This window comes from Pseudomonas versuta (genome assembly GCF_001294575.1).
In the GTDB taxonomy this organism is placed as follows: domain Bacteria; phylum Pseudomonadota; class Gammaproteobacteria; order Pseudomonadales; family Pseudomonadaceae; genus Aquipseudomonas; species Aquipseudomonas versuta.
In genome coordinates this window covers 4,520,578-4,545,117 of sequence record NZ_CP012676.1, presented here as the reverse complement: position 1 = coordinate 4,545,117, position 24,540 = coordinate 4,520,578, and the positions used below count along the sequence as shown (strand labels likewise).

Here is a 24,540-nt window from a genome sequence, read left to right as displayed (position 1 = left end):
ATTCTAACCGGCGTTCGCCAGCTCAGCGTAGCGGTCGCAATGGGTGGCGTGATCCATAACCATGCCACTGGCCTGCATGAAGGCATAACAAATGGTCGGTCCGACGAACGTGAAGCCGGCTTTTTTCAAGCCTTTGCTCATGGCTTCTGCCTGCGGCGTAACGGCCGGAAACTCATGGCGTTCAGTGAAGTGGTTGATCCTGGGTTGGCCCCCCACAAACGACCACAAATACTCGACCGGGTTATCCAGCGCCAGCCAGGCCCGGGCATTACGCCTTGCCCCGGTGATTTTCAGGCGGTTGCGGATGATCCCCGGATCGAGCATCAACGTCTCGATTTCGGCGTCAGTCATGGCTGCCAGTCGCTGCACATCAAAGCCGAACATGACCTTGCGATAATGCTCGCGTTTACGCAGAACAGTGATCCAGGACAAACCGGCCTGGAACCCTTCGAGCAATAACAACTCGAACAGCCCATGCGCATCGCGCAACGGCACGCCCCACTCTTGATCGTGGTACGCCGCATACAGCGGGTCTTCTGGACACCAGAAACAACGTGGCATATAGGCTCCAAGGGGTGGAGGCGCGACCGAATCGGGTATACTCCCGCTCTTTAAATCGCAGCCCAAGAAACAGGTGAATTTGTGAGCCAGCCTACGCCAGCAGTGCGTACCTTCCAAGACTTGATCCTCGCCCTCCAGCAATACTGGGCCGAGCAAGGTTGTGTGGTGCTTCAGCCCTACGATATGGAAGTGGGCGCCGGCACATTCCATACCGCCACGTTTCTGCGCTCTCTGGGCCCGGAAACCTGGAACGCCGCTTATGTGCAGCCCAGTCGTCGCCCGACTGACGGCCGCTACGGCGAAAACCCGAACCGTCTGCAGCATTACTACCAGTTCCAGGTAGTTCTCAAGCCCAATCCGCCTAACTTTCAGGAGCTGTACCTGGGCTCGCTGAAGCACATCGGCCTGGATCCTCTGGTGCACGACATCCGTTTCGTGGAAGACAACTGGGAATCGCCGACACTGGGCGCCTGGGGTCTGGGCTGGGAAATCTGGCTCAACGGTATGGAAGTCACGCAGTTCACCTACTTCCAGCAAGTAGGCGGCATTGAGTGCTACCCGGTAACCGGCGAAATCACCTACGGCCTTGAGCGTCTGGCGATGTACCTGCAGGGCGTGGATTCGGTCTACGACCTGGTATGGACTGACGGTCCGTTCGGCAAGGTGACCTACGGCGACGTATTCCACCAGAACGAAGTCGAGCAATCGACTTACAACTTCGAACATGCCAACGTCGACAAACTGTTCGAGCTGTTCGATTTCTATGAAAGCGAAGCCAAACGCCTGATCGAACTCGATCAACCGCTGCCGCTGCCAAGCTACGAGATGGTGCTCAAGGCATCCCACACGTTCAACCTGCTGGATGCGCGCCGGGCCATTTCGGTGACTGCACGTCAGCAGTACATCTTGCGTGTGCGGACCCTGGCCCGCTCGGTGGCTCAGGCGTATCTCGAAGCTCGCGCCAAGCTGGGCTTCCCGATGGCACCCCCTGATTTGCGTGATGAAGTGTTGGCTAAGTTGGAGGCTGCACAATGAGTGCTCAAGATTTTCTGGTTGAACTGGGCACTGAAGAACTGCCGCCAAAAGCCCTGAATACCCTGGCCGAAGCATTTCTGGCCGGGATTGAAAAAGGCCTGCAAACCGCAGGTTTGAAATTCAGCGCGAAAAAAGTTTACGCCGCGCCCCGTCGTCTGGCCGTGCTGCTGACTCAGCTCGAAACCCAGCAACCGGATCGCAGCATCAACATCGATGGCCCGCCACGCCAGGCCGCCTTCGATGCTGAAGGCAACCCGACTCAGGCAGCCCTTGGTTTTGCCAAGAAATGTGGCGTTGAGCTGAGCGAAATCGATCAGAGCGGTCCAAAACTGCGTTTCAGCCAGGTGATCGTCGGCAAACCGACTGCCAGCCTGCTGCCGACCATCGTTGAAGACTCGCTGAACGACCTGCCAATCCCCAAGCGCATGCGTTGGGGTGCCCGCAAGGTCGAGTTCGTGCGTCCGACCCAATGGCTGGTGATGTTGCTGGGCGATGAAGTCATCGACTGCACCATCCTGGCTCAGAAATCCGGTCGCGACTCCCGTGGTCACCGCTTCCACCACCCGGAAAATGTGCGTATCAGCGCTCCGGCCAACTACCTCGAAGACTTGCGCAAAGCCTACGTGCTGGCAGACTTCAACGAGCGTCGCGAGCTGATTTCCAAGCGTGTGGCCGAGCTGGCAACCCTGCAGGAAGGCACTGCAATCGTGCCGCCAGCCCTGCTTGACGAAGTGACCGCGCTGGTTGAATGGCCGGTGCCGCTGGTGTGCTCTTTCGAAGAGCGCTTCCTGGATGTACCGCAAGAAGCCCTGATCACCACCATGCAGGACAACCAGAAGTATTTCTGCCTGCTGGACGTTGATGGCAAGTTGCTGCCACGCTTCATTACTGTGGCCAACATCGAGAGCAAAGACCCACAGCAGATCGTCTCGGGTAACGAGAAAGTGGTTCGCCCACGCCTGACCGACGCTGAGTTTTTCTTCAAGCAAGACAAGAAGCAGACCCTGGAAAGCTTCAACCTGCGTCTGCAAAACGTGGTGTTCCAGGCGCAACTGGGCAGCGTTTACGACAAAGCTGTACGGGTTTCCAAGCTGGCAGCGTTCATTGCTCCACGCATTGGTGGCGATGCCCAGCGTGCCGCCCGTGCCGGTCTGCTGTCCAAGTGCGACCTGGCCACTGAAATGGTCGGCGAGTTCCCGGAGATGCAAGGCATTGCCGGTTACTACTACGCCCTTAACGATGGCGAGCCGCAAGATGTCGCCCTGGCATTGAACGAACAGTACATGCCACGCGGTGCTGGCGCAGAGTTGCCGGGTACCCTGACCGGCGCGGCAGTGGCCATCGCTGACAAGCTAGACACCCTGGTGGGTATTTTCGGCATCGGCATGCTCCCTACCGGCAGCAAAGACCCGTATGCACTGCGTCGCGCAGCGCTGGGTATCTTGCGGATCCTGATCGACAAGAAACTCGACCTCGACCTGACCGAAGCCGTGAGCTTCGCTGTCAGCGCCTTCGGCGCCAAGATCAAGCCGGCCGGTCTGGCAGATCAAGTGCTGGAATTCATCTTCGACCGCCTGCGTGCGCGTTATGAAGACGAAGGTGTGGATGTCGCCACGTACCTGTCGGTGCGTGCGTTGAACCCGACCTCGGCACTGGACTTCGATCAGCGGGTGCAAGCCGTTCAGGCCTTCCGTCAATTGCCGGAAGCCGCCGCCCTCGCCGCAGTGAACAAGCGCGTATCCAACCTGCTGAGCAAAATCGAAGGCACGGTGTCGACCCATGTCGAAGCCCGTTATTTCGATAATGCCAATGAGTTCTCGCTGTTCTCGGCCATCCAGAAGGCAGACGAAGCCGTTCAGCCAATGGCTGCGGCTCGCCAATACAACGAAGCGCTGACACGTCTGGCATCGTTGCGTGAGCCTGTGGATGCGTTCTTTGAAGCGGTCATGGTCAACGCTGAAGACCCGAGCGTGCGGGCTAACCGCTATGCACTGCTGGCGCGCTTGCGCGGTCTGTTCCTCGGCGTTGCCGATATTTCGCTGCTGGGCTAAGGGGTTTGCTGTTGAAACTGCTGATTCTCGATCGGGACGGAGTGATCAATTACGACTCCGACGCTTACATCAAGTCTGTCGAGGAGTGGATCCCGCTCCCTGGCGCGATCGAGGCCATTGCGCAGTTGAGCAAGGCCGGCTGGACCGTCGCAGTCGCGACCAACCAGTCCGGCATTGCCCGCGGCTACTACGATGTGGCTACTCTGGAGGCCATGCATGAGCGTTTACGGGCGCTTGTGGCCGAGCAGGGTGGTGAGGTCGGCATCATTGTTTATTGCCCTCACGGCCCCGACGAAGGTTGCGCTTGCCGCAAGCCAAAACCGGGCATGTTGCACACCATTGCCGAGCATTACGGTGCTGATTTGGCCGATTGTTGGTTTGTCGGCGACAGTTTGGGTGACTTGCAGGCCGCGCAAGCCGTCGATTCTCAGCCAGTTTTGGTAAAGACCGGAAAAGGCCTGCTTACTTTGGCCAAACAGTTACCGGTCAATACCCTAATATTTGACGATCTGGCGGCAGTTGCCGCAGAACTTATCCACAAATAAAGCCCCCTCAAACATTCGTCTGCACTTGCGTGCAGGCCGGTTAAGCGGTGCTTTATCCGCAATGGTAAAAGTCGCTATGTCGATACTGCAGGCCATCAGAACCTTCTTCTTTTACCTGCTGCTGGGCACCAGCGCTCTGCTGTGGTGCTCACTGAGCTTTTTTGTCGCCCCGTTCTTGCCGTTCCGCGCGCGCTACCGGTTCATTAACGTGTACTGGTGCCGCTGTGCTCTGTGGCTGACCCGGGTGTTTCTTAACATCCACGTGGACGTGAAGGGTGCTGAAAACATCCCGCAACGACCTTGTGTGATCCTGGCCAACCATCAAAGTACCTGGGAAACGTTTTTTCTCTCGGCCTACTTTCAGCCGTTGAGTCAGGTACTCAAGCGCGAGCTGCTGTATGTACCGTTCTTTGGCTGGGCCATGGCCATGCTGCGCCCGATCGCCATTGACCGCGACAACCCCAAGGCTGCGCTCAAGCACATCGCCAAGAAGGGTGATGAGCTGCTCAAGGACAACATTTGGGTGCTGATCTTTCCGGAAGGCACCCGCGTGCCATTCGGCCAGGTGGGCAAGTTTTCCCGAGGCGGTACCGCGCTGGCCGTAAACGCCGATTTGCCGGTATTACCGATTGCCCACAATGCCGGCAAATACTGGCCCAAGACGGGCTGGGCGAAAAAAGCCGGCACCATTGAGCTGGTGATTGGCGAACCGATGTACGCCAATGGCACGGGTCCACGGGCGATTGCAGAGCTCAATGACCGGGTACAGGCCTGGAACGAGAAGACTCAGCGTGAAATGGGTTCACTGCCACCTGTGGCAGTGCCGATTGAAGCCGCAGCAGACCAGTCAAATTGTGGATAACTTGTGCACAAGTTTTGTATTTCTTTCATAAAACAGCCGTAACTTAATGATTTATATGCTTATTTCAAGGTATGACTTTTTGATGAAAAACGTGCATAAGTTTTTCAAGGCACTAAAAAAACCGGCTGATTAGCCGGTTTTTTTGTGCCTGGAAAATACCTGTCCTGTGTAGGAGCAATCGAGCGTCGACCGGCTGCTCCTACAAGGTAATCGCCGTTTATATCTTGTCGATATCGACGTTTCGGGTTTCCTTCAGGCAGAGCATGCCTACCACCAGGCTGACCCCGGTGATCACGACCGGGTACCACAGCCCATAGAAGATATCCCCGGTGTAGACCACCAGCGCAAAGGATACGGTGGGCAAAAACCCGCCGAACCAGCCATTGCCAATGTGATACGGCAGGGACATGGAGGTGTAGCGGATCCGGGTCGGGAACAGTTCAACCATCACCGCAGCCAGTGGGCCATAGGTCATGGTCGCGATGAGTGTCAGCAGGACCATCATCAGCACCACCATCGGCTGGTTGACCGCACTCGGGTCAGCCTTGGCGGGGTAACCCGCTTCGCTGATAGCGCCGCGCATGGCCGCTTCATCAAAGCCTTTGATCTGTTTGTCACCTACCGACACCTGCACATCAGTGCCGGGCGCAGCGGCCTGCGAGCTGTAAGGCAAGCCTTGCTTGACCAGGAAGGTCTTGACCTTGTCACACGGGCTGTCGAACCGCGCTTTGCCCACAGGGTCGAACTGGAAGGTACAGGTCGCAGGGTCAGCCATTACCACAATTGGCGACTGACGGCTGGCGGCATCAATTTGCGGGTTGGCATAGTGGCTCAGGCCCTTGAACAGCGGGAAGTACAGCACCGTAGCCAGCAACAACCCGAGCATAAGGATCGGCTTGCGGCCTACACGGTCCGAGAGCCAGCCGAAGAAGATAAAGAACGGAGCGCCAATCACCACACTGATGATGAGCAACATGTTGGCCTGGGCCGGGTCCATCTTGAGCATCTGGGTCAGGAAGAACAGGACATAGAACTGCGCTGTATAGAAGGTCACGGCCTGGCCGGCGTTGATACCGAACAGCGCAATCAGCACGATCTTGAGGTTTTCCCACTTACCGAACGACTCACGGATCGGCGATTTACTGGTTTTGCCTTCGGCCTTCATTTTCACGAACGCCGGGGACTCATGCATGCTCATGCGAATCCAGGTCGAGATGCCCAGCAGCACGATGGACAGCAGGAACGGCAAGCGCCAGCCCCAGACTTCAAACTGGTCACCGGTCAGATAGCGGCAGCTCAGTACCACCACCAACGACAGCAACAACCCCAACGTGGCCGTGGATTGAATCCAGCTGGTGTTGAAACCGCGCTTGCCGGGCGCGGCGTGCTCCGCCACATACGTCGCCGCGCCACCGTATTCACCGCCCAGCGCCAGCCCCTGGAGCATGCGTAACAGCACGAGCATGATCGGCGCCGCAATCCCGATGCTGGTGTAAGTGGGTAGCAGCCCCACGGCAAAGGTTGATAAACCCATCAGAATAATGGTCATGAGGAAGGTGTATTTACGCCCGATCATGTCGCCCAACCGGCCAAATACCAGTGCTCCGAATGGTCTCACCAAAAAACCGGCGGCGAAGGCCATCAAGGCAAAGATGAACGCGGTGGTGTCGTTGACTCCGGCAAAGAACTGCTTGCTGAGAACGGTCGCCAAAGCGCCATACAAGAAAAAGTCATACCACTCGAAAACCGTCCCGAGGGATGACGCAAAAATGATCTTTCGTTCTTCACGGCCGGTTGTTCCCTTGGCAGAAACAGCCTGTTGTGCAATTGAGTCTGACATGTGCAATGTCCTCGGCCCTATGGGTGGGCCACAGTGATTATTGTTGTTGTCCACTGTCGGTTACGGATGACTGCGTCCGAAACCACGATCGCATTCAGGCGACCGGTGCTGCTTGTGTGCGGTTGTTTTCTGTTTCTCGTGTGTGAACAGGCCCTGCAAGAATCAACTGCGCGGCCTTTTCACCAATCATCAAGGTTGGCGAGCAGGTATTACCTGAAACGATACGAGGCATGATCGACGCATCTGCCACCCTTAATCCAGACACCCCATGTACTCGCAATTGGGCATCGACCACAGCGTCTGAGTCCTGCCCCATACGGCAGGTGCCTACCGGGTGAAAGATCGTGGTACCGATGCGCGCGGCAGCCTCATACAGCTCTTGCTCAGTTTGCAACGCCTTGCCCGGGAGGTATTCCTCTGGTGAAAAAGCCTGCAGGGCAGGGCTGGCCACGATGCTGCGGGTCATGCGAATGGCATCTGCCGCGACTTTTAAATCATCGGGGTGGCTCAGATAGTTGGGGTCGATCAGCGGCGCGTCGTCCGGGTTAGCCGAGCGAATATCGACCCGGCCACGGCTTTTGGGGCGCAGATTGCAGACCGAGGCGGTGAAAGCAGGGAAGGTGTGCAATGGCTCGCCAAAGCGCTCCAGGGAGAGCGGCTGCACGTGGTATTGCAGGTTGGCCGAAGGTTGAGCCGGATCGGATTTGACGAAAGCCCCCAACTGGCTCGGCGCCATGGCCAATGGACCACTGCGGTCGTAAGCGTATCGCAGGCCCATCCCGAGCTTGCCCCAGAGGCTATTGGCCACCTGGTTTAGGGTGCGTGCCTTGGTTAGTTTGAAGATCAGGCGCAGTTGCAGGTGATCTTGCAGGTTACCGCCCACCCCGGGCAGCTCGTGCTGCACAGTTATTCCCAGGCTGTCCAGCAGCGGGCGAGGGCCGATGCCCGAGCGCTGCAAGATGCCTGGAGAGCCAATGGAGCCAGCACACAGGATAATCTCGCGGCGCGCGGCAAAGACCTGTTCGATTCCTTGCCTGCGGGTGATGACCTGGGTGGCGCGGCCATTATCGAGCAGTACCTTGTCGACCTGCACATCGGTCAATACCGTCAAATTAGGGCGTTTGAGCACTGGACGTAAAAAAGCCTTGGAAGCATTCCAGCGCACACCGGCCCGCTGGTTGACCTGAAAGTATCCACAGCCCTGATTATCGCCGCTGTTGAAATCGCCAACCGTGGCAATACCGCTTTGGGCTGCCGCTTCACGGAACGCATCCAGAATCGGCCATGAATAACGCTGTTGTTCGACCCGCCACTCTCCGTCAGCACCGTGCAAATCCGAGTTGCCGGCAAAGTGTTTTTCACTGCGTTTGAACAGAGGCAATACGTCTTTCCAGGCCCAGCCCGGATTACCCAGCTCGGCCCAGCTGTCGTAATCACCGGCCTGGCCACGCATATAGATCATGCCGTTGATCGATGAACTGCCCCCCAGTACCTTGCCCCGGGGATAACTCAGGCTGCGGCCTTGCAAACCGGCCTGAGCCTCTGTTTTGAAGCACCAGTCGGTACGCGGGTTACCAATGCAATAGAGGTAGCCCACGGGGATGTGGATCCATGGATAGTTATCTTGTCCACCCGCTTCGAGCAGGAGCACGCTGTGACGGGGGTCGGCAGACAGCCTATTCGCCAGCACTGAACCCGCAGGTCCGGCGCCCACAACGATAAAGTCGTACACCTTGCTGGCTGATGTCATGCATCACCTTTTTATTGTTCTTGTCCTGCCCCATCGTATTGATTAATGCCGAGTTTGAAACGCGTGATTTCGCCCATGGCTTGTGCGTTTTTGCACAGTCCCCTCAAAAGTGCCGGGACGGGTATTGCGCTCTCCCAACTGCATGACCTGTAAAAATCGGTGCAACGCAGCTACTGGATCAGCATCCGGTGCACAACTTTGTAAGGAAGCGGGTAATGGGGATGTTTGCTGCAATTGTGTGTAACTGAGCATGGACTGTTATTGGCGCCACAGGATGTTTTGCCCATAAAAAAAGCCAACGCTAAGCGTTGGCTTTTTTTGTGCTGCTCACTACACCATCAGAAGTCCAGGTTGGACACTGCCAGTGCGTTGCTCTCGATGAATTCACGGCGCGGTTCAACGGCGTCGCCCATCAAGGTATTGAAGATCTGGTCGGCGCCGACCGCGTCTTCGATGGTGACTTTCAGCATGCGGCGCACGCTTGGGTCCATCGTGGTTTCCCAGAGCTGATCCGGGTTCATTTCACCCAGACCTTTGTAGCGCTGGATGGTGTGACGCTTGGTGCTTTCAGCCATCAACCAGTCCAGTGCTTCCTTGAACTCGGTCACGGCTTTTTTGCGCTCGCCACGCTGGATGTACGCACCTTCGTCCAGCAAGGTGCTCAATTGAGCGCCCAGGGTCACAACGGTTTTGTAATCGTTGCTGCCGAAGAAGTCACGGTTGAAGGTGATGAAGGTCGAGTGGCCGTGGGAGATCAGTTCGATCTCCGGCAACCAGACATTACGTTCACGGTCTTCGCGCAGGCTGGCCTTGTAGACCAGACCCGACTTCTCTACCAGACGCAGGCGGGCTTCGTATTTGGCCATCCACTCTTGCATGGCAGCGTGGTCGCCCAACTGCTCAAGGGTAACGGCCGGCAGGTAGATGAAGTGTTCGGTCAGCTCCTGTGGGTACAGGCGCGACAAACGCTTGAGCGTCTTCATTACCATACGGAAGTCGTGTACCAGACGCTCCAGCGCCTCCCCGGAGATCCCCGGGGCCTCTTCGTTCAAGTGCAGGCTTGCGTCTTCAAGAGCCGACTGTGTCATGTACTCTTCCATGGCATCGTCGTCTTTGATGTATTGCTCTTGCTTGCCCTTTTTCACTTTGTACAAAGGCGGCTGAGCGATATAGATATAGCCACGTTCGATCAGTTCAGGCAGCTGACGGAAGAAGAAGGTCAGCAGCAGGGTGCGGATGTGAGAACCGTCGACGTCAGCATCGGTCATGATGATGATGTTGTGATAACGCAGCTTTTCGATGTTGTACTCGTCGCGACCAATGCCGCAACCCAGAGCAGTGATCAAGGTGCCCACTTCTTGCGAAGAGATCATCTTGTCAAAGCGCGCTTTCTCAACGTTAAGGATCTTGCCCTTCAACGGCAGGATCGCTTGGGTACGGCGGTTACGTCCCTGCTTGGCGGAGCCGCCAGCAGAGTCACCTTCCACGAGGTACAGTTCGGACAGCGCCGGGTCTTTTTCCTGGCAGTCGGCCAGTTTGCCCGGCAAGCCTGCGATATCCAGCGCGCCTTTACGGCGGGTCATTTCACGGGCTTTACGCGCCGCTTCACGAGCACGTGCCGCGTCGATCATCTTGCCGACAATCAACTTGGCTTCGTTCGGGTTTTCCAGCAGGAAGTCAGAGAAGAAGCGGCCCATTTCCTGTTCAACAGCGGTCTTCACTTCAGAAGAAACCAGCTTGTCTTTGGTCTGGGAGCTGAACTTCGGATCCGGCACCTTCACCGAGATGATCGCGGTCAGGCCTTCACGTGCGTCATCACCGGTGGTGGCGACTTTGTGCTTTTTGGCCAGGCCTTCAGCTTCGATGTAGGTGTTGAGGTTACGCGTCAGAGCAGAGCGGAAGCCCACCAGGTGCGTACCGCCATCACGCTGCGGAATGTTGTTGGTGAAGCACAACAGGTTCTCGTTGAAGCTGTCGTTCCACTGCAGGGCAATTTCTACGCCGATGCCGTCTTCACGTTGAACATTGAAGTGGAACACCTGGTTGACCGGGGTCTTGTTGGTGTTCAGGTAGTCAACGAATGCACGCAGACCGCCTTCATATTTGAACAGCTCTTCTTTACCGCTGCGCTCATCCTTGAGGACGATGCCGACACCGGAGTTCAGGAAGGACAGCTCACGAATCCGCTTGGCCAGGATGTCCCAGCTGAAGTGGATATTCTTGAAGGTTTGATCAGACGGTTTGAAATGGATCTGGGTACCGGTGGTTTCGCTCTCGCCGACGATAGCCATCGGAGCTTGAGGAACGCCGTGAACGTAGGTCTGTTCCCAGATTTTGCCGCTGCGACGTACCGTCAGCACCAGCAACTCGGAAAGGGCGTTCACAACAGAAACACCTACACCGTGCAGTCCGCCGGATACTTTGTAGGAGTTGTCATCGAACTTACCACCAGCGTGCAGCACGGTCATGATGACCTCTGCTGCGGAAACGCCTTCTTCTTTATGCACGTCCACCGGAATGCCGCGGCCGTTATCGCGCACGGTGATCGATTCATCCGGGTGGATAGTGATGGTGATGTCGTCGCAATGGCCAGCCAGCGCTTCGTCGATGGAGTTGTCGACTACTTCGAACACCATGTGGTGCAGACCGCTGCCATCGTCGGTGTCACCAATGTACATACCGGGACGTTTGCGTACGGCATCAAGGCCTTTCAGCACTTTAATGCTCGTTGAGTCGTACGTGTTTTCTTCGCTCAATGCCTTCACTCCCGATGGTCGTGGGTCTGGGTGATACAGCCCTGTTCCACGTGGAACAGGGCAACTGGCGTTTCCGTCTGCCAGCCTTCCCTCAATAATTCGTGATCTACACAGGTAATAAACACCTGGCAGCGTAAGTCTTCCAGCAAGCGACACAGTGCGTTGCGATGCTGCTCGTCCAGCTCGGACGGCAAATCATCCACCAGATAAATACATTGGCCGCGTCGGGCCTGACTAACCAAGTGCCCCTGAGCAATGCGCAATGCGCAGACCACTAACTTCTGCTGCCCCCGCGACAGGATCTCTGCCGCGTTGTTTGAGCCCAGCTTAAGGCGCAAGTCAGCACGTTGTGGTCCGGCCTGGGTATGACCCATTTGCTGGTCCCGGTGGACAGATGCGGCGAGTACGCTACTCAGCTCACGGTCTTTGTCCCAACCACGGTAATAGCTCAGCGTTAACCCTTCGAGTTGCAGCAACTCGCTCAAGGTCTGCTCAAAGACTGGTTTCAAGGCTTTGATATAGGCGCGGCGGTATTCATCAATTTCGGCACTGGCCAGGCACAGCTCCCGGTCCCAGGCCGCTTGTGAAACGGCGTCGAGTGTACCATGCCGCAGCCATGAGTTCCGCTGCCGCAGGGCCTTCTGTAGCCGCTGCCAGGTCGACATGAAGCGCGGTTCCACATGGAACACGCCCCAATCGAGGAACTGCCTGCGGATCTTTGGGGCGCCTTCCAGCAAGCGGAAGCTATCCGGGTTGATCAATTGCAACGGCAGGATTTCAGCCAGCTGCGCGGCACTGCGCGCATTCTGGCCGTCGATCCGAATTTGGAACTCCCCTTGCCGGTCCCGCGAGATGCCCAGCGCACTGTGTCCGCCCTCAGCCAGTTCGACCTGGCCAAAAACTGTACAGCTCTGCTGCTCATGCGCAATCACCGGGTTGAGCCGCACGCTTCGAAACGAACGCGCCAGCCCCAACAAGTGGATGGCTTCAAGCACGCTGGTTTTTCCGCTGCCGTTGGCGCCGTACAGGATATTGATGCGGGGGGAAGGGGAGAAGGTCACCGGATGCAGGTTACGCACCGCGGTGACTGTGACACGACTGAGGGACATCTAGCTTGGGCTGTGCATAAGTTACAGACGCATCGGCATAACAACGTAGGCAGAGTCATCGTTGTCCGACTCTTGCACCAGCGCGCTGCTGTTGGAGTCGGAGAGGATCAGACGCACTTGTTCAGTGGTCATCACACCCAGCACGTCCAGCAGATAGCTCACGTTAAAGCCGATTTCGAGCGAGCCGCCGTTGTATTCAACACCCACTTCTTCTTCCGCTTCTTCCTGCTCCGGGTTGTTGGCCTGGATTTTAAGCTGGCCATTGGCCAGTTGCAGACGGATACCACGGTACTTCTCGTTGGACAGGATCGCAGTACGGCTGAACGCTTCACGCAAGGCCTGACGATCACCAATCACGATCTTGTCGCCGCCTTTAGGCAGAACACGCTCGTAGTCCGGGAACTTGCCGTCTACCAGTTTGGAAGTGAAGGTGAATTCGCCGGTGGTGGCACGAATGTGGTGAGCACCCAGAACGATGCTGACTTCACCCTCTGGCTCAGTCAGCAGACGCGCCAGTTCAAGAATACCCTTGCGCGGTACGATGACCTGGTGGCGGTCCGGCTGGCCGATATCGGCTTTCATCGAGCACATGGCCAGACGGTGACCGTCAGTAGCCACGGCACGGATGATTCCGGCCGATACTTCCAGCAGCATGCCATTGAGGTAGTAACGCACGTCCTGCTGGGCCATGGCGAAGCTGGTGCGCTCGATCAGGCGGCGAAGTTTGCTTTGCTGCAAGTTGCAGGTCAGCGAACCCGGGCCTTCTTCCACTGTCGGGAAGTCGTTGGCAGGCAAGGTGGACAGGGTAAAGCGGCTGCGTCCGGCCTTGACCACCAGCTTGTTATCGTCAAGCTTGATGTCGATCAGGGCATCGTTAGGCAAGCTTTTGCAGATATCCATCAGCTTGCGCGCAGGTACGGTGATTTCGCCTGGCTCAGCCGGCTCTTCAAGCTGTACCCGACCTACCAGTTCGACTTCAAGGTCGGTACCGGTCAGCGACAGTTGCTGGCCATCGACAACCAACAGCACGTTGGACAATACCGGCAAGGTCTGGCGGCGTTCAACAACGCCTGCGACCAGTTGCAGGGGTTTCAACAGGGCTTCGCGTTGAATGGTGAAATGCATGGTCTAGTCCCTTGCCTTAATAAGCTGCGCTGGTGTCATCAGGTTGTCAGAGTTCGCAGCAGGTTCTTGTAGTCCTCGCGGATGTCCGCGTCGGATTCCTTGAGTTCGTTGATCTTGCGGCATGCGTGCAAGACCGTGGTGTGGTCGCGACCACCAAACACGTCGCCGATTTCCGGCAGGCTGTGGTTGGTCAGTTCTTTGGACAGTGCCATGGCGACCTGGCGTGGTCGTGCCACCGAGCGCGAACGGCGCTTGGACAGCAGGTCCGAAATTTTGATCTTGTAGTACTCGGCCACTGTGCGCTGGATGTTATCCACAGAGACGAGTTTGTCCTGTAGCGCCAGCAAGTCTTTAAGGGATTCGCGAATCAGCTCGATGGTGATGTCACGTCCCATAAAGTGCGAGTGAGCGATGACACGCTTGAGCGCACCTTCGAGCTCACGCACGTTGGAGCGGATACGCTGGGCAATGAAGAACGCAGCATCGTGAGGCAGATCGACCTTGGCCTGATCAGCCTTCTTCATCAGGATCGCGACCCGGGTCTCAAGCTCCGGCGGTTCGACAGCAACGGTCAGGCCCCAGCCGAAGCGTGATTTGAGACGCTCTTCAAGACCTTCAATTTCTTTCGGATAACGGTCACTGGTCAGGATGACTTGCTGACCGCCTTCAAGCAGGGCGTTGAAGGTGTGGAAGAACTCTTCCTGAGATCGCTCTTTGCGCGCGAAGAACTGAATATCATCGATCAGCAAGGCGTCTACCGAACGGTAGAAGCGCTTGAACTCGTTGATTGCGTTGAGCTGCAAGGCCTTGACCATGTCGGCTACAAAACGCTCGGAATGCAGGTACACGACCTTGGCATTCGGGTTCTTCTTTAATAGGTGGTTACCCACCGCGTGCATCAAGTGAGTCTTACCCAGACCAACACCGCCATAAAGGAAGAGCGGGTTGTAACCGTGCTTGGGATTATCCGCTACCTGCCACGCAGCAGCGCGGGCCAGTTGGTTGGACTTGCCTTCTACGAAGTTTTCGAAGGTAAAGGTGCGGTTCAGGTAGCTGGTGTGCTTGAGCGCGCCTTCAACCTGAACCGTACGCTGCTCGGCTCGTACAGGTGCCTGTTGTGAACTCGCGCCTGCCATCGGGTCGAAACTGGCACGCGAAGGTTCTTCGCTTGCTTGAGCCGCCTGCTTGGGGTTGGGCGCCTGTACAGGAGCAGTAGCAGCCGGTGCGCTTGCCGGGGCCGAGGCTTGTTGCGAAGCCGAAGCCGCCAGTGGCGCATTGGGTGCAGCACGAGGTGCTGAACTGCGCTTGCTGCCTATTAATAAGGACAGCGCTGGCGCCATGCCATTGCTGTGCTCATTCAACAGTTCGAGCAAACGGCTCAGATACTTCTCGTTGACCCAGTCGAGAACAAAGCGGTTGGGTGCATACACGCGCAACTCGTCGCCTTCGGCTTCGACCTGTAGTGGACGGATCCAGGTGTTGAATTGCTGGGCAGGCAGCTCATCGCGCAAAAGTTCTACGCACTGCTGCCAAAGTTCCACTGACACGGATATCCCCTAAGTTGAAAGCCGGTGAGGCAAAAACAGGCGCCATTGTAGCGAGCACTCGTCCACTTATCCACATGTAGGTTGCCTGCCTATAAGGAGAGATTCGTCTTTTTGCTGTGAACAAAGCGACAAATGGTATGTGCATAAGCTCTGTGGATAAGCGGGCCTAAGCTCGTTGCACAAGTGGGGGCTAAGCTCTGTGCATAACTGGCCTGTGGATAAATAGCCCTTTGGTACACAGCTTATCCGAGGGTGCAGCACAGGCAGAGCACGGCTTCTCGACAGTGTTGTCATCCTCTGAAAGCATTGATCTATCTGGGCTGTAATGAGTTATCCACAGAAGATGGCTTCCCTAAGTTTAATAAGCTTTATAAAAGAGCTTTAAATACTTCGTTTCTTTATTTTTATAGTTGGTTGATGAAACGGCTGTGCAAAAGGGCAAACATCTATTTAGCAGTAAACGTTGGTTGGAAATTGACCTATCGGCTTGCTTTCTCTAGAATCGCCGGTCTCTTAAAACGGGGGCCATTCCGGCCCGTTGTGGACGAACCAGGTAGCACGACATGAAACGTACTTTCCAACCAAGCACTATCAAACGCGCCCGCACTCACGGTTTCCGTGCTCGCATGGCAACCAAAAACGGCCGTGCAGTCCTGTCGCGTCGCCGCGCCAAAGGCCGTGCACGTCTGGCAGTTTGATAATCAGACAATGGTGGTGAGTCAGGACTTCAGTCGGGAAAAGCGGTTACTCACTCCCCGACATTTCAAGGCAGTCTTTGACTCCCCCACCGGCAAGGTTCCGGGGAAAAATCTCCTGCTCCTTGCGCGTAGCAACGATCTCGATCACCCCCGTTTGGGGTTAGTGATCGGTAAAAAGAGCGTAAAGCTCTCCGTTGAGCGCAATCGCCTTAAGCGTTTGATGCGTGAATCGTTTCGTCTCCACCAGGATTTACTGGTTGGTTGGGATATCGTTATCGTCGCGCGCAAAGGTTTGGGTGACGTAGAGAACCCCGAATTGATTCAGCATTTCGGCAAACTCTGGAAGCGTCTGGCCCGTAACGCGCCAGTTCCAGCAGTTAAAACCGAAACTGTAGGGGTAGGCAGTCCTGATGCGTAAACTGGTGCTCGTTCCGATCCAGTTTTATCGTTATGCCATTAGTCCTTTGATGGCCAGCCACTGCCGTTTCTACCCCAGTTGTTCCTGCTACGCGTTGGAAGCCATCGAAAATCATGGCGTTCTTCGCGGCGGCTGGCTGACCTTTCGTCGTTTAGGTCGCTGTCACCCGTGGAATCCCGGTGGTTACGACCCGGTTCCACCTATCCCTACCTCCCGTTCTTCTTCGATGGCCGAGTAATCATGGATATTAAACGCACGATCCTGATCGTCGCTCTAGCAGTCGTGTCCTACGTTATGGTCCTGAAATGGAACCAGGACTACGGTCAAGCTGCACTGCCGACTCAGAATGTTGCCGCCAGCAGCACAACCGCGCCGGCTTTGCCCGACACGGCTTCAGGTAACAACGCTTCCAATAGTGCCGATGTACCAACCGCCAATGGCGAAACCAGCACTGTGGCTGAAACACCGGTGGCTGCAAGCAAAGACCTCATCCACATAAAAACGGATGTTCTGGACATTGCGATTGATCCGCAGGGTGGCGACATTGCCCAGTTGCGTCTGCCGCTTTATCCACGTCGCCAGGACCACCCGGATGTTCCGTTCCAGCTGTTCGATAACGGCAACGAACGCACCTATTTGGCCCAAAGCGGCCTGACTGGTGTTGATGGACCGGATGCCCGCGCTGCTGGTCGCCCGGTTTTCAGCACAGATAAAAAGACTTATGAACTGGCTCCAGGCCAGGATCAGTTGGTCGTTGACCTGAAATTCAGCGAAAACGGGATCAACTACATCAAACGCTTCACGCTCAAGCGTGGCCTGTACGATGTTCAAGTCAGCTATTTGATTGATAACGAGAGCGCCAAGCCGTGGAACGGCAACCTGTTCGCGCAATTGAAACGCGACAACAGCTCCGATCCTTCTTCCAGCACCGCCACCGGCACTGCGACTTACCTGGGCGCCGCCCTGTGGACAAGTTCTGAGCCGTACAAAAAAGTGTCGATGAAAGATATCGACAAGGGCCAGCTGAAAGAAACCGTTCAAGGTGGCTGGGTTGCATGGCTGCAACACTACTTTGTAACTGCGTGGATCCCTCAGAAAGGCGATTCCAACGTTGTTCAAACCCGCAAAGACAGCCAGGGCAACTACATCATCGGTTTCACTGGCCCAACGTTGACCGTTGAGCCGGGCAAAACTGCTGAAACCAGCGCTACGTTGTACGCCGGTCCGAAAAGCCAGGGTGTACTCAAAGAGTTATCCCCAGGCCTGGAACTGACTGTCGACTACGGCATCCTGTGGTTCATTGCCCAGCCTATCTTCTGGCTGCTGCAACATATCCACAGCCTGGTAGGTAACTGGGGCTGGTCAATCATTTTCCTGACCATGCTGATCAAAGGGATCTTCTTCCCTCTGTCGGCCGCCAGCTACAAGTCGATGGCTCGCATGCGCGCTGTGGCACCAAAACTGGCCGCTCTGAAAGAGCAGTTCGGTGATGATCGCCAGAAAATGTCGCAAGCCATGATGGAGCTGTACAAGAAAGAGAAGATCAATCCACTGGGCGGCTGCTTGCCGATCCTGGTGCAGATGCCGGTCTTCCTGTCCTTGTACTGGGTGCTTCTGGAAAGTGTTGAAATGCGCCAGGCGCCGTTCATGCTCTGGATTACCGACCTCTCCATCAAGGACCCGTTCTTTATTCTGCCGATCATCATGGGCGCAACCATGTTCATCCAGCAGCGTCTGAACCCGACGCCTCCGGATCCGATGCAGGCCAAGGTGATGAAGCTGATGCCAATCATCTTCACCTTCTTCTTCCTGTGGTTCCCGGCTGGTCTGGTGCTGTACTGGGTTGTGAACAACTGCCTGTCCATCGCTCAGCAGTGGTACATCACGCGTAAGGTTGAAGCTGCTACCAAAAAAGCAGCCGAGTAACTTACTCTGGTGAGCACCACTCAAAACGCCCCCTAGTGGGGCGTTTTGCTATCCATCACTTTTGTTTTGAGGCCAGTTTTATGAGTATTCCTGCTGAAACCATTGCCGCTGTGGCAACAGCCCAAGGCCGAGGTGGTGTGGGGATCGTGCGTATCTCCGGCCCGCTCGCAAGCCTCGCAGCCAAAGCATTCAGCGAGCGCGAATTGAAGCCGCGCTACGCCCACTACGGCCCGTTTTACGGGGAAAACCGTGAGGTGCTCGATGAAGGCATCGCCCTGTACTTCCCGGGGCCTAACTCCTTTACCGGCGAAGACGTACTGGAACTGCAAGGTCACGGCGGGCCCATCGTTCTCGATATGTTGCTGCAACGCTGTATTCAACTGGGATGCCGCCTGGCACGCCCGGGCGAGTTCAGCGAGCGCGCATTTTTGAATGACAAGCTCGATCTGGCCCAGGCCGAAGCCATTGCCGACCTGATCGAAGCCAGTTCTGCACAGGCTGCGCGCAATGCTTTGCGTTCTTTGCAGGGCGCTTTCTCGCAACGTGTGCATAACTTGACCGAACAACTGATCGGTTTGCGTATCTACGTCGAAGCAGCCATCGATTTTCCGGAAGAGGAAATCGACTTTCTGGCCGATGGCCACGTCCTGGGGATGCTGGACAAGGTTCGCGAAGAGTTATCCACCGTGATGCGTGAAGCAGGTCAGGGCGCATTGCTGCGTGATGGCATGACCGTGGTAATTGCCGGCCGGCCCAATGCGGGAAAATCAAGCTTGCTCAACGCGCTCGCCGGACGCGAAGCCGCCATTGTGACCGAAATCGCCGGCACCACCCGTGACGTATTGCGTGAACATATCCACATCGATGGCATGCCGTTGCACGTGGTAGACACTGCAGGTCTGCGCGACACCGACGATCAGGTCGAAAAAATCGGCGTACAACGAGCGCTGAAGGCCATTGGCGAAGCTGACCGGGTTTTGCTGGTTGTGGATGCGACTGCGCCTGAGGCCGATGACCCGTTTGCTTTATGGCCCGAGTTTTTGGAGCAGCGTCCGGACCCGGCCAAAGTGACCTTGATCCGCAACAAGGCAGACCTCACCGGAGAAGATATTCGCCTGGAGGTCAGTGCAGATGGCCACGTGACCATCAGCTTGAGCGCACGATCCACGGATGCAGGTGATGGTCTTGAGTTGCTGCGCGATCATCTCAAGGCCTGCATGGGCTACGAGCAGACCTCTGAGAGCAGCTTCAGCGCGCGCCGTCGTCACCTGGAAGCGTTACGCCATGCAAGTGATGCCCTTGAGCACGGCAGGGCACAGCTGACCCTGGCGGGGGCCGGGGAATTGCTTGCGGAAGATTTGCGTCAGGCTCAGCATTCGCTCGGTGAGATTACCGGGGCATTCAGCTCGGATGACTTGCTGGGGCGGATATTCTCCAGTTTCTGCATCGGCAAATAGCCCAGATTCCTGTAGGATCGAGCTTGCTCACGAGCAGTTAAGAGCTCGCTCCTACAGTCTTCGGCATAGTTTCACCCACCACATTCCCACAGAGGTATTAGTCCAATGCGTCATTGATGCCGCCGCGATTCTTGCGGCCAGTTCTTATTCCCCTCACAGCAGGGGCAGTTCTGGGCATCTTTGGAGTGCATATGACTCACGTTACCTATGTGACGCTTGAAAGCGTTTCTTATCAGCTACCCGACGGTAGCCCGCTGTTTTCTGACCTTGACTTGCTTCTCGACCAGCGCCGCACAGGCCTGATCGGGCGCAATGGGACAGGCAAAAGTGTTCTGGCGCGTCTGATCGCCGGGAACAAACTGCCTTCCTCAGGTCGCTGTCAGCGCAATAGATCCGTGTATTACCTGGCGCAGCAAATCAGTCTTGAGCCTGACCTGACAGTTGCCGACCTGGCAGGCGTGCGACCCATTCTTTGCGCGCTTGAGCGGATCGAGCAGGGCAGTACTACGCAATCGGACTTCGACTGTGTAGGCGATCAGTGGAATATCCGTCAGCAATTGCTCGACCAACTGGCCCAAAACGACCTCGCGAATCTAACCCCTTCAACACCCGCTTCGGCGCTCAGTGGTGGCGAAGCCATGCGCGTTGCCTTGATGGGCGCTTTTTTGTCCGCAGCCGATTTGCTGATACTGGACGAGCCCTCCAATCACCTGGACCGCCAGCACCGCCTTGTATTACATGAACAACTGCAGCAGTGGCCCAACGGGTTGCTGGTGATCAGCCATGACCGCGAATTGCTGGAGCATATGGAGCGCATCGTTGAACTGTCCTCCCTGGGACTGACCAGTTATGGCGGCAATTTTTCGTTTTATGCACAGGCCAAAGACCAGCAACAACAGTCTGCGCTGCAGCAACTGACATCGGCCAAGGTTGAGCGCAAGCGTGAAGAGCATGCCCTGCGTGAGCAAAGGGAGCGCCTTGAGCGCAGGCAAGCCCGGGGCAAGCAACAGGCCAGTGGCAGCAACCAGGCGAAGATCCTGCTGGGTCGGCAAAAGGAACGCAGCCAGAGCAGCAGTGGCAAGTTACGACTACAGCAAGACGCTGCAGGCCAGGCATTGTCAACGCAGGTGCGCTTGGCTGCGCGTCAGGTGGAGCAACAGCAAGCCGTCTTTGTGTATCCACCTGCGGCCAGCCTGAGCGCTCCGGTGCAAATAGCAGAGTTGGTCGATGCTCGCTTGCCACAAGGTGCTAAGCAGCTGCGGTTGGTCAATCTCACCCTGATGCGTGGCCAGCGAATCGCACTTGTGGGGCCAAACGGTTGCGGCAAGTCAACCTTGCTCAAAGTATTGGCCAGTCAGCTTCCTGTGATATCAGGCGTGGCTCGTACCTGCGTGCCGGCGGCTTATCTCGACCAGCATCTGACATTTTTACAGCCAGGGGTGTCAGTGCTTGAACAGTTGCGTGCTCTGAACCGGGAGCTTACCGACGGTGAGTTACGCACCCGGCTGGCGCAATTAGGCCTGAACGCTGAACGGGTTAACCAGCCTTGTGCACAACTCAGCGGCGGTGAACGGTTGAAGGCTGCGATGGCCTGCGTGTTTTATGCACAACAGCCCCCACAGCTTTTATTGCTTGATGAACCAGCCAATCATCTCGACCTGCCTTCCATAGAGGCGCTTGAGTCGATGCTGAAGCAGTACAGGGGGACGTTAATCGTCACTTCCCACGACGAAGCTTTTTTACACGCAATTGGAATTACCCACAGGTTGGAGGCCTCGACCTCAGGCTGGCTGAACACCTCTGTCTGATGTCTTTGATTTCAGTCTTTTTCGCTTTTCATACCTACCGATCGTCAGGCCGCTTGCTGAAATAGTCATTCAAGCGCCTTTCGGCTGCCTGTTTATTGGTTCAAAACTGCTGAATCAACGGAATAAGCCCTGTGGATAACTACCCCTTAGCTCAGTGGGTAAGTAGGCCTTAAAACTGGATATAACTACCCCTGTGGATAAGGCACACCTTTATCCACAAGCTTAAAGCACTTATCCAAACCCCTCATTGGCACCTAGCCACAGATTTTTGAATCTCTGTACAGTACGGTTTTAAAGGTCTGTAGCATTCTATCCACAGATAGGTCGCTCAGTAGTAATAAACATAAAAACAAAGCTTTATAAATTTCTTCTCTATTTATTTATCTATCTTGCCTTATCCACAGCTGGTTAAATTTTGTGCAAAGGGTTCTTTAAGAAGGGCGAAGTCCCTATACTTTGCGGTCTATCCAAAATCCCCTAGAAACAGGCACGAGGTGCGTGGTGAATTTCCCTTCCCGTTTTGCAGTGATCGTCATCGGCGGCGGTCACGCCGGAACCGAGGCTGCACTTGCTTCAGCACGCATGGGCGTAAAAACCCTGCTGTTGACCCACAACGTGGAAACCCTCGGGCAAATGAGCTGCAATCCTGCAATTGGCGGGATTGGTAAAAGCCATCTGGTCAAAGAGATCGATGCCCTGGGCGGCGCGATGGCTATTGCCACCGATAAAGGCGGTATTCAGTTCCGCGTACTCAATGGCCGCAAAGGCCCGGCAGTGCGCGCAACCCGTGCACAGGCTGACCGCATCCTCTACAAGGCTGCAGTACGTGAAATTTTGGAAAACCAGCCCAACCTGTGGATATTTCAACAAGCGGCTGATGACCTGATCGTTGAACAGGATCAGGTACGTGGCGTAGTGACCCAGATGGGCCTGCGTTTCATGGCCGATGCCGTGGTTTTGACCACAGGTACTTTCCTCGGTGGACTTATCCACATCGGAATGCAGAACTATTCAGGCGGCCGGGCCGGTGATCCACCTTCGATTGCCCTGGCACAGCGCCTGCGTGAACTGCCGCTACGGGTAGGTCGCCTAAAAACCGGCACTCCTCCACGTATCGATGGCCGCTCGGTAGATTTTTCGGTAATGACCGAACAACCGGGTGATACCCCGATTCCAGTGATGTCGTTCATGGGGAGCAAACAACAGCATCCGGCACAAGTCAGTTGCTGGATTACCCATACCAACGCCCGCACCCACGAAATCATTGCGGCCAACCTTGATCGCTCACCCATGTATTCGGGTGTGATTGAAGGCATTGGTCCGCGCTACTGCCCATCCATCGAAGACAAGATCCATCGCTTTGCCGACAAGGAAAGCCATCAGGTCTTTATCGAACCGGAAGGTTTGACGACTCACGAGTTGTATCCGAACGGGATTTCCACTTCCTTGCCGTTCGATGTACAGATCCAGATCGTGCAGTCGATCCGTGGCATGGAAAACGCCCACATCGTGCGTCCGGGCTATGCCATCGAATATGACTATTTCGATCCGCGCGACCTGAAATACAGCCTCGAAACCAAGGTGATCGGCGGTTTGTTCTTTGCAGGACAAATCAATGGCACTACAGGTTACGAAGAAGCCGGGGCGCAAGGTTTGCTCGCTGGTGCCAACGCCGCATTGCTTGCACAGGGCAAAGACAGCTGGTGCCCGCGTCGCGACGAGGCCTACATCGGAGTGCTGGTTGACGACCTGATTACATTGGGAACTCAAGAACCGTACCGGATGTTTACCTCCCGTGCCGAATACCGCCTGATCCTGCGCGAAGACAACGCCGATATGCGTCTGACCGAAAAAGGGCGCGAGCTTGGACTGGTTGATGACGCTCGCTGGGCGGCGTTTTGCACCAAGCGCGAAAGCATCGAGCAGGAAGAACAACGCTTGAAAAGCACCTGGGTTCGCCCGGGTACTGAACAGGGTGATGCCATTGCAGCCCGGTTTGGTACGCCTTTGACCCATGAATACAATTTGCTGAACCTGCTGACCCGTCCTGAAATTGACTACGTCGGCCTGATCGAAGTGACCGGGCAGGGCGCAACCGATCCCCTGGTCGCCGAGCAGGTTGAAATCAAGACCAAGTACGCCGGTTACATCGATCGTCAGCAGGATGAGATTGCCCGTCTGCGGGCCAGTGAAAACACCAAGCTGCCTGTGGATATCGATTACACGAACATTTCCGGGCTGTCGAAAGAGATCCAGAGCAAGCTGGGTGCTACGCGTCCCGAGACGCTGGGCCAGGCTTCGCGCATTCCCGGTGTGACACCCGCAGCGATTTCCCTGTTGATGATTCACCTGAAAAAACGCGGCGCTGGCCGCAAGTTGGAGCAAAACGCTTGAGTTCGCTGGTTACCGCACAACACGCTGAAGAGTTATCCACAGGTGCACGCCAGCTGGGCGTCACTCTGACCGAGAGCCAGCACCAGCAGTTGCTGGCTTATCTCGCCCTGTTGATCAAATGGAACAAGGCCTACAACCTTACGGCTGTGCGTAACCCGGACGAAATGGTTTCACGCCATTTGCTCGACAGTCTGAGCGTGATGCCTTTCATCGAAGACGGCCGCTGGCTGGACGTTGGTAGTGGCGGCGGCATGCCGGGGATTCCCTTGGCAATCCTGTTTCCCGGGTCTCAAGTGACTTGCCTGGACAGCAACGGCAAGAAAACCCGCTTCCTGACTCAGGTCAAACTCGAGCTCAAGCTGGATAACCTGCAAGTTATCCACAGTCGTGTCGAAGACTTCCAGCCTGCACAGCCGTTCACTGGAATTGTGTCCAGGGCTTTCAGCAGTATGGAAAACTTCAGCAACTGGACGCGTCACCTGGGTGACAGCGAAACGCGCTGGTTGGCAATGAAGGGCGTTCATCCGGCTGATGAGCTGGTAGCATTGCCGTCTGATTTTCGTCTCGATGGCGAACACGCCTTGACCGTTCCGGGTTGCCAAGGCCAACGCCATCTGCTGATACTGCGCCGCACGGCATGATTGGGAACGCAAGCAAG

General features: G+C 56.1%; 19 protein-coding genes. 12 read left to right on the top strand and 7 right to left on the bottom strand.

Annotated elements, in window-relative coordinates; translation table 11 throughout:
• Nucleotides 1–3: 3 nt before the first annotated feature.
• Nucleotides 4–561, bottom strand: coding sequence for a DNA-3-methyladenine glycosylase I (locus AOC04_RS20300; RefSeq protein WP_060696356.1), 558 nt, complete (start codon nucleotides 559–561; stop codon nucleotides 4–6).
• Nucleotides 562–642: 81 nt separating this feature from the next.
• Here AOC04_RS20300 and glyQ point away from each other — a divergent pair, with 81 nt between their 5' ends.
• The 4 genes from glyQ (at nucleotide 643) to AOC04_RS20280 (ending at nucleotide 5,054) form a co-directional block, all read left to right on the top strand.
• Complete coding sequence (gene glyQ, locus AOC04_RS20295; RefSeq protein WP_003437964.1) at nucleotides 643–1,596, top strand: glycine--tRNA ligase subunit alpha; 954 nt, start codon at nucleotides 643–645, stop codon at nucleotides 1,594–1,596.
• The gene (gene glyS / locus AOC04_RS20290; RefSeq protein WP_060696355.1) at nucleotides 1,593–3,647 is read left to right on the top strand and encodes a glycine--tRNA ligase subunit beta; all 2,055 of its coding nucleotides are present in this window, start codon (nucleotides 1,593–1,595) and stop codon (nucleotides 3,645–3,647) included. Before glyQ ends, glyS begins: the two co-directional genes overlap by 4 nt.
• A 5-nt stretch (nucleotides 3,648–3,652) precedes the next feature.
• Nucleotides 3,653–4,192: a D-glycero-beta-D-manno-heptose 1,7-bisphosphate 7-phosphatase gene (gmhB, locus tag AOC04_RS20285; protein ID WP_162232796.1), complete on the top strand. Its 540-nt coding sequence runs from the start codon at nucleotides 3,653–3,655 to the stop codon at nucleotides 4,190–4,192.
• 76 nt (nucleotides 4,193–4,268) lie between these two features.
• Entirely contained in the window at nucleotides 4,269–5,054 is a 786-nt protein-coding gene (locus AOC04_RS20280) for a lysophospholipid acyltransferase family protein (protein ID WP_060696353.1), read from the top strand.
• A gap of 217 nt (nucleotides 5,055–5,271) precedes the next feature.
• Here the strand turns inward: AOC04_RS20280 and AOC04_RS20275 are convergent, their stop codons facing one another.
• The 6 genes from AOC04_RS20275 to dnaA all read right to left on the bottom strand — a co-directional run bounded on the left by AOC04_RS20275 (nucleotide 5,272) and on the right by dnaA (nucleotide 15,181).
• Nucleotides 5,272–6,894: an MFS transporter gene (locus tag AOC04_RS20275; protein ID WP_060696352.1), complete on the bottom strand. Its 1,623-nt coding sequence runs from the start codon at nucleotides 6,892–6,894 to the stop codon at nucleotides 5,272–5,274.
• 94 nt (nucleotides 6,895–6,988) lie between these two features.
• A complete protein-coding gene (locus AOC04_RS20270; protein WP_060696351.1) occupies nucleotides 6,989–8,644 on the bottom strand; it encodes a GMC family oxidoreductase in 1,656 nt (551 codons plus the stop codon).
• A gap of 338 nt (nucleotides 8,645–8,982) precedes the next feature.
• A complete protein-coding gene (gyrB, locus tag AOC04_RS20265; protein ID WP_060696350.1) occupies nucleotides 8,983–11,400 on the bottom strand; it encodes a DNA topoisomerase (ATP-hydrolyzing) subunit B in 2,418 nt (805 codons plus the stop codon).
• A 5-nt stretch (nucleotides 11,401–11,405) separates the two neighbouring features.
• Complete coding sequence (gene recF / locus AOC04_RS20260; RefSeq protein ID WP_060696349.1) at nucleotides 11,406–12,509, bottom strand: DNA replication/repair protein RecF; 1,104 nt, start codon at nucleotides 12,507–12,509, stop codon at nucleotides 11,406–11,408.
• A gap of 21 nt (nucleotides 12,510–12,530) precedes the next feature.
• On the bottom strand, nucleotides 12,531–13,634 hold the full coding sequence (gene dnaN / locus AOC04_RS20255) for a DNA polymerase III subunit beta (RefSeq protein WP_060696348.1): 1,104 nt from the start codon (nucleotides 13,632–13,634) through the stop codon (nucleotides 12,531–12,533).
• Between the two features lie 38 nt (nucleotides 13,635–13,672).
• Entirely contained in the window at nucleotides 13,673–15,181 is a 1,509-nt protein-coding gene (dnaA, locus tag AOC04_RS20250) for a chromosomal replication initiator protein DnaA (protein WP_060696347.1), read from the bottom strand.
• A gap of 563 nt (nucleotides 15,182–15,744) precedes the next feature.
• Between dnaA and rpmH the strand changes: the two genes are divergently transcribed.
• The 8 genes from rpmH to rsmG all read left to right on the top strand — a co-directional run bounded on the left by rpmH (nucleotide 15,745) and on the right by rsmG (nucleotide 24,523).
• Nucleotides 15,745–15,879 carry a 50S ribosomal protein L34 gene (rpmH, locus tag AOC04_RS20245; protein WP_003213577.1) on the top strand — a complete coding sequence of 45 codons (135 nt, stop codon included), beginning with the start codon at nucleotides 15,745–15,747 and terminating at the stop codon, nucleotides 15,877–15,879.
• A gap of 16 nt (nucleotides 15,880–15,895) precedes the next feature.
• Complete coding sequence (gene rnpA, locus AOC04_RS20240; RefSeq protein ID WP_029612709.1) at nucleotides 15,896–16,297, top strand: ribonuclease P protein component; 402 nt, start codon at nucleotides 15,896–15,898, stop codon at nucleotides 16,295–16,297.
• Nucleotides 16,290–16,535 carry a membrane protein insertion efficiency factor YidD gene (gene yidD, locus AOC04_RS20235; RefSeq protein WP_003437980.1) on the top strand — a complete coding sequence of 82 codons (246 nt, stop codon included), beginning with the start codon at nucleotides 16,290–16,292 and terminating at the stop codon, nucleotides 16,533–16,535. Before rnpA ends, yidD begins: the two co-directional genes overlap by 8 nt.
• A gap of 2 nt (nucleotides 16,536–16,537) precedes the next feature.
• Nucleotides 16,538–18,223, top strand: coding sequence for a membrane protein insertase YidC (gene yidC, locus AOC04_RS20230; RefSeq protein WP_060696346.1), 1,686 nt, complete (start codon nucleotides 16,538–16,540; stop codon nucleotides 18,221–18,223).
• 80 nt (nucleotides 18,224–18,303) lie between these two features.
• Nucleotides 18,304–19,680 (top strand): tRNA uridine-5-carboxymethylaminomethyl(34) synthesis GTPase MnmE, encoded by a 1,377-nt coding sequence (mnmE, locus tag AOC04_RS20225; RefSeq protein WP_060696345.1) that lies wholly within the window; start codon nucleotides 18,304–18,306, stop codon nucleotides 19,678–19,680.
• A 191-nt stretch (nucleotides 19,681–19,871) separates the two neighbouring features.
• Nucleotides 19,872–21,488, top strand: coding sequence for an ABC-F family ATP-binding cassette domain-containing protein (locus AOC04_RS20220; protein WP_060696344.1), 1,617 nt, complete (start codon nucleotides 19,872–19,874; stop codon nucleotides 21,486–21,488).
• A 501-nt stretch (nucleotides 21,489–21,989) separates the two neighbouring features.
• Nucleotides 21,990–23,882, top strand: a complete 1,893-nt coding sequence (gene mnmG / locus AOC04_RS20215) for a tRNA uridine-5-carboxymethylaminomethyl(34) synthesis enzyme MnmG (RefSeq protein WP_060697001.1) — start codon at nucleotides 21,990–21,992, stop codon at nucleotides 23,880–23,882.
• On the top strand, nucleotides 23,879–24,523 hold the full coding sequence (gene rsmG, locus AOC04_RS20210; protein WP_060696343.1) for a 16S rRNA (guanine(527)-N(7))-methyltransferase RsmG: 645 nt from the start codon (nucleotides 23,879–23,881) through the stop codon (nucleotides 24,521–24,523). The genes mnmG and rsmG overlap by 4 nt, the downstream gene beginning before the upstream one ends.
• Nucleotides 24,524–24,540 lie beyond the last annotated feature (17 nt).